The sequence below is a fragment of the Pseudomonas sp. genome, assembly GCF_050739935.1.
Lineage (GTDB): Bacteria > Pseudomonadota > Gammaproteobacteria > Pseudomonadales > Pseudomonadaceae > Aquipseudomonas.
This window is the reverse complement of sequence record NZ_JBOICF010000049.1, coordinates 1-5,392: the sequence shown is the minus strand read 5'-3', so window position 1 is coordinate 5,392 and position 5,392 is coordinate 1. Positions and strand designations below refer to the sequence as shown.

The following is a 5,392-nucleotide window of genomic DNA, read 5'->3' as shown; positions in this document are numbered from 1 at the left end:
GAGCCATTCACCTACACCGTCGAATTCACTTCCAGCGAGCACGACATCGCGTTGGAGCAGATCCTCGGCCAGGACGCCCGTTTCAGTCTGCACGCCGCGCCCAAGTCGTCGTTCGTGTTTCCCGGCTATCCGGTGCCCGAGATCAAGCCGCTACGCACGCTCAACGGCGTGATCACCGGCTTCGAGCGCCTGTCGGGTTCCCGCGATGAGGCGCGTTACGCCGTGACCCTGCAACCGCGCCTGGCGCTGCTCGGGCGCGGTCGGCAGTACCGCCTCTATCAGCACAAATCGGTGCCGGAAATCGTCGAGCATGTCCTGCGCACGCGCCATGGGTTCACCGGTGAAGACCTCTGCTTCGACCTCGTTCGTGAATACCCCCGACGCTTGCAGGTCATGCAGTACCACGAGAGCGACCTGGCGTTCATCAGCCGCCTGCTGGCCGAAGTTGGCATCTGGTACCGCTTTACCAGTGACGAACGGCTGGGCATCGATGTCGTGGAATTTCACGACGACCAGCGTCACTACCTGCGTCCGCGTCTGGACATCCCGTGCCGTCCGCCTTCGGGGCTGAGCAGTGGTGAAGAGGACGCGGTCTGGGGCCTGCAGACCCGCCATCGGGTGGTCGAGCGCAACCTGTTTTTCCGCGCCTACGACCCGCAGAACATCACCGCAGCGCTCACCGGCGAAGTCGATCAGAGCCGCGGCTCGACCGTCACCTACGGTGAGGCCTACCACTACGCCGAGCCCTACACGGTGCTGGGCGACAAGATCGATCAGGACGAAGATTTGCTCAGCGAGAGCGGCTTTTTCTATGCGCGCCTGCGCCACGAGCGCCACCTCAACGAACAGACCCGGCTGAGCGGCACCAGCAACAGTGCCGCGCTGTCCCTGGCCCACGTGCTGAACATCGAGGACGGCGCCCCTCAGGCTTTCCAGCCCGGCACTGTCATCACCGCCCTGACCCTCACCGCCGCCCGCGACCGCAGTCTGGAAGTCACCTTCGACGCCATTCCCTACGTCGAAACCGTGTGTTTCCGACCGCCGTTGCAGAAAAAGCCACGCATCGCCGGCACCCTTCCGGCTCGCGTCACCAGCAGCCGCGACGGCGACATCTACAGCCACATCGACATGGACGGGCGCTACAAGGTCAACTTCCTGTTCGACCGCGACACCTGGAAAACCGGCGAAGAAAGCCTGTGGCTACGCTTGGCCAGACCCTATGCGGGCGACACCCATGGCCTGCACCTGCCGCTGATCTGCGGCACCGAAGTGGCCGTGGCCTTCGAACAGGGCGACCCCGACCGCCCCTACATCGCCCACGCCCTGCACGACAACAAACACCCCGACCACGTGACCCTGGCCCGGCGCGACTACAAACGCAACGTCCTGCGCACCCCGGCCAACAACAAACTGCGCATGGAGGATGAGCGCGGTCAGGAACACATCAAACTCAGCACCGACCACAGCGGCAAAAGCCAGCTGAACCTGGGGCATCTGGTGGATGCGCAGAAGCAGAAGCGCGGGGAAGGGTTCGAGCTGCGCACGGATGGGTGGGGGGCGATTCGGGGGGGTAGAGGCGTATTCATCAGTGCCGATGAACAGGCCAAGGCCCAAGGCCGGCAACTGGACATGGCCGCCGCCGTCGACCGTCTTGAACAAGCTGGCGAACAACTGCAAAACCTTTCCACGGATGCTGAAGCCGCCCAGGCCGATCCCGCCGATGTGCAGGCGCAGTTGGACCTGCTCAAGCAGGATCTGGAGCAACTGAAAAGCTCGGTCCTGCTGCTCAGCGCTCCAAAAGGCATCAGCTTGACCAGTGGCCAGCATTTGCAACTGGCGGCGCAACGCAACCTGATGTTCAACGCCGGACACAACGCTGACATCAGCGTGGTCAAGCGCCTGTTCATGGGCGTTGGCCAAGGCCTGAGCCTGTTCGTGCGCAAGCTCGGCATCAAGCTGATCGCCAACCAGGGGGCCGTGACGATACAGGCGCAAAACGACCGTCTCGAAGTACTGTCCCGTCTGGGCCTGAACATCACCAGTACCGAAGACGAAATTCACATCGTCGCCAAGAAGAAAATCGTACTGAATGGTGGTGGCAGCTACATCCGCATCGACCCGTCTTCCATCGAGTCCGGCACGGCAGGGGACTACCTGATCAAGGCCGCGCATTTCGATTATAAACCCGGTGCGTCGGCCATGATGGCCAGTCATCCGGAGTATCCGCAGAGCCTGAGCAAGCAGATTCTGCGCTTCAAGGTCGCTTCAACGCCTAACCACTCAAGTGCCTGGTCGGGCATGCCGTACCGCTTGTATGCCGATGATGTGTTGCTCGAGCAAGGGGTATTCGACGAAACGGCGGAGCTGCGTATCGACCACAAGCCCGTGACCAATGGTTACCACATCGAATTGCCCGACGGCACGACGTATCGCATCCCGATTCCCGGCACCTACAGCAATCCCGAACAAGGAAGTCTGGCCAACGCGGGCTTGCACAAACACGCCACTGGCCAGAATGCAGAGATCAGTCAGGTGGCGTCTGCCAGTGACCATCGCGCTCTGTATACCCGCGCCAAGCACGGCGCTGAGTCAGTACAAGGAAAGCAAGATGAGCCATAGAATCGTCGCCCCTCTCGCCACACGCGACACCAACGAGGCGATCTGCGCGGGCAAATGGTATGTGGAAAACACCGAATACCCGCCCGCGCTGGCCAGCTACCGCCCGCTGGTCAATGGCCAAGAAACCTTCGAAGCCGTGCACGAGGCCATCGCCAACGCCACCCGAAGCATCGACATCATCTGTTGGGGGTTTCAGCCGTCGATGTACTTCATTCGCGACGGCAAGGCCCCGTGCATTGGCGAGCTGTTGATGACCAAGGCCAGTGATGGGGTGCGGGTCCGCGTGCTGGGTTGGGAAGCGCCGTTCAACGCCGCAGGAATGGGTGGGGAAACCAACCTGCCAGGCAAGGGGCCCTGGCATATCAAGCAGCGCGAACTGCAGAGGTCCACGCCCGAGCAGTACGCCATCGACCGCCAATGGTTTTCCGCCTGTACCGGTTTCAAACCTGACGCGCCCTCAGTGCCGCACTTCATCGGCCGGGGTTTCGACGGCCATGACATGACCGAAATCATGCATCAGTTGCGTTACAAAAGCGTCGATCCGGAGATCAGCTCCGGCGCGATGTTCACCATGAGCGCCATGGCCCCCACCCATCACCAGAAAACCGTGCTGGTGGACTACGAACTGCCGGGCCGCGCGGTGGGCTTTGTCATGGGACACAACATGCTCGATGAATACTGGGACACCGATGAGCATTCGGCCCTCAACCGTGACGAGATCAGTATGCCTGCTCCCAATGCCGGACCGCGTGGATTCAAGCCACGACAGGACATTTCCAGCCAGGTTCACGGACCGATTCTGGAACACCTGCACCACAACTTCGCCAAGGCCTGGCAACGCGCGACCGGCGAGGATTTGTTGACCTTGCGCCAGGCCAAAGTGATCGGGCCCCAGTTGCAAATACCCCACGGTCAACCCACGCAGATGGCGCAGATTCTGCGCACTCAGGCGCAGGAAGGCGTGCGCGACATCAAACGCGGCTATGAAGAAGCCCTGCGCAAGGCCACCCGCTACATCTACATCGAAAACCAGTATTTCCGCTGGCCGCCCTTCGCCGAACTGATCAAGACCGTGGCCGACACGCTTGGGGAATGGGGTCGCGACCCCGGCAAGCACGGGCCGTTGCACCTGTTCGTGATCACCAATGCCGATAAGGACGGCATCGGCCCGGGCACGGTGAAAACCCAAAAAATGCTGGAAAGCCTGGGGCGCGCCAACACCATCCCTGGGGTCACGAAAGGATTGCGCATGAAGCAGGCCGTGCGCGAAGCCCCACCCAAGCCGGTGCCGGAGGGACCGATGGATGTCCGGGGTCAGCGGGAACTGCGCGACTGGGAACGTGAGCTCCAGTCTCGAATCGACCGCATCAAGGAGGCCGACCTGCAACCGATCGAACTGCCGAACCTGAAAGTCCATGTGTGCTCGCTGGTCGCTGCGGATTCTCTGCCGGGCAAGCCGTGGATGCCGACCTACATCCACTCCAAGCTGATGATCATTGACGACATCCTCACCACCCACGGCTCGGCCAACATCAACAGCCGCAGCATGGAAAGCGACAGCGAGCTGAACATCCTGCATGACTGGATGAGTGTCAGTGGGGCGTTGAGGAAGCGGTTGTGGAATATGCATACGGCGGGGATGGGGGCGCAGGAGGATGTGGGGGAGGCGTATGTGGCTTGGAAAGACATCGTCAAAGAAAACAAGCGGCTTCAGAGTAGCGAATGCATCGGTGTACCCAGCGCACCGTTAGTGGAATTTCTGTATACCGGCGACAAGCTGACGGATATCGACTGATGCGCCGCCTTCTCCTGCTTCCTTGCCTGTTACTAATGGCCTGCGCCGACAGCCGCCTTCCGTTTTCGAATGAAGATCTCCCAATGAACCCGATGACTGATCTTAAGGCCAAGTTGGCCTTTACCTGTACCCACGAACAGATTCCCGCCGCTTCTGAAGAGAGCGACGTCTTATTTCAGTACGCCCGCTGGTTGCAAAAGAACAATCAGCTCAAGCGTGACAAAACCATAAATCTTGAGATCGAACGGCTATACCGCATCGCCGCTGAAAACGGTCATTTCAAGGCTAATATCAACCTTCAAAACGGCGGCATGCGCGGGCAGTTTGAGGTCTACGGTCATGAATACCTGCGCTTCAGTCAGGATCTGATTGATGCCGATGTGGCGACCGGGTATTACCTGATCAGTCTGTTGCTGGAAAAAGGTGGGGCAGGTCTACAGCAGGATCCGGATATGGCATTGCGTTACTTGAGTAAGGCTGCAAACGTCGGTAACGCGCGAGCTCAATTTTTCATCGCTGAAAAACTGGAGCCCAGTAATATTGCGCCAAATATTGCACTTCAGATGTTTCGTTGTGCCGCAGACCAAGGGCACGGAGATGCAGGTGTCGCCTTGGGTATACATCAGAAAATCAAGCAAGAATACAGTGACGCGTTAGAGCTATTTCAGCAAAGCGTCGCCGCCGGTGATGAGGGCGCAGCTAACCGACTGGCAAACTCATTCCGAGGCATAAAACCTGACGATAAGATTTATTATCTCGCCCAGCAAGAAGACCTCGAACGCGCCGACCGCTACGAAAAAATCTGGCGCATCCTCGCCAATTACTCCTACGCCAACCCCAAAGTCCCCGAAATCAACGACATCGTTCCACTACCTCCAGCCAAACTGCCGCCATGGGACGGCAAGCTGAAATGGCTGGAAGAACGCGAAGCCAACATCCCACCGGAAAAACCGTCGCAGGAACTGATTCAGCGCCTGG

The 5,392-nt window shown here is 59.7% G+C and carries 3 protein-coding genes; all 3 read left to right on the top strand.

Annotated features, from left to right (window positions below; all coding sequences use genetic code 11):
• Positions 1-2,619: type VI secretion system Vgr family protein (locus ACRER8_RS08585; protein ID WP_431745906.1), on the top strand; the 2,619-nt coding region annotated here is incomplete at its 5' end.
• On the top strand, positions 2,609-4,414 hold the full coding sequence (locus ACRER8_RS08580) for a phospholipase (protein WP_431745905.1): 1,806 nt from the start codon (positions 2,609-2,611) through the stop codon (positions 4,412-4,414). The genes ACRER8_RS08585 and ACRER8_RS08580, both read left to right, overlap by 11 nt.
• On the top strand, positions 4,414-5,392 hold a 979-nt coding region (locus ACRER8_RS08575), incomplete at its 3' end, for an SEL1-like repeat protein (RefSeq protein WP_431745904.1). The genes ACRER8_RS08580 and ACRER8_RS08575, both read left to right, overlap by 1 nt.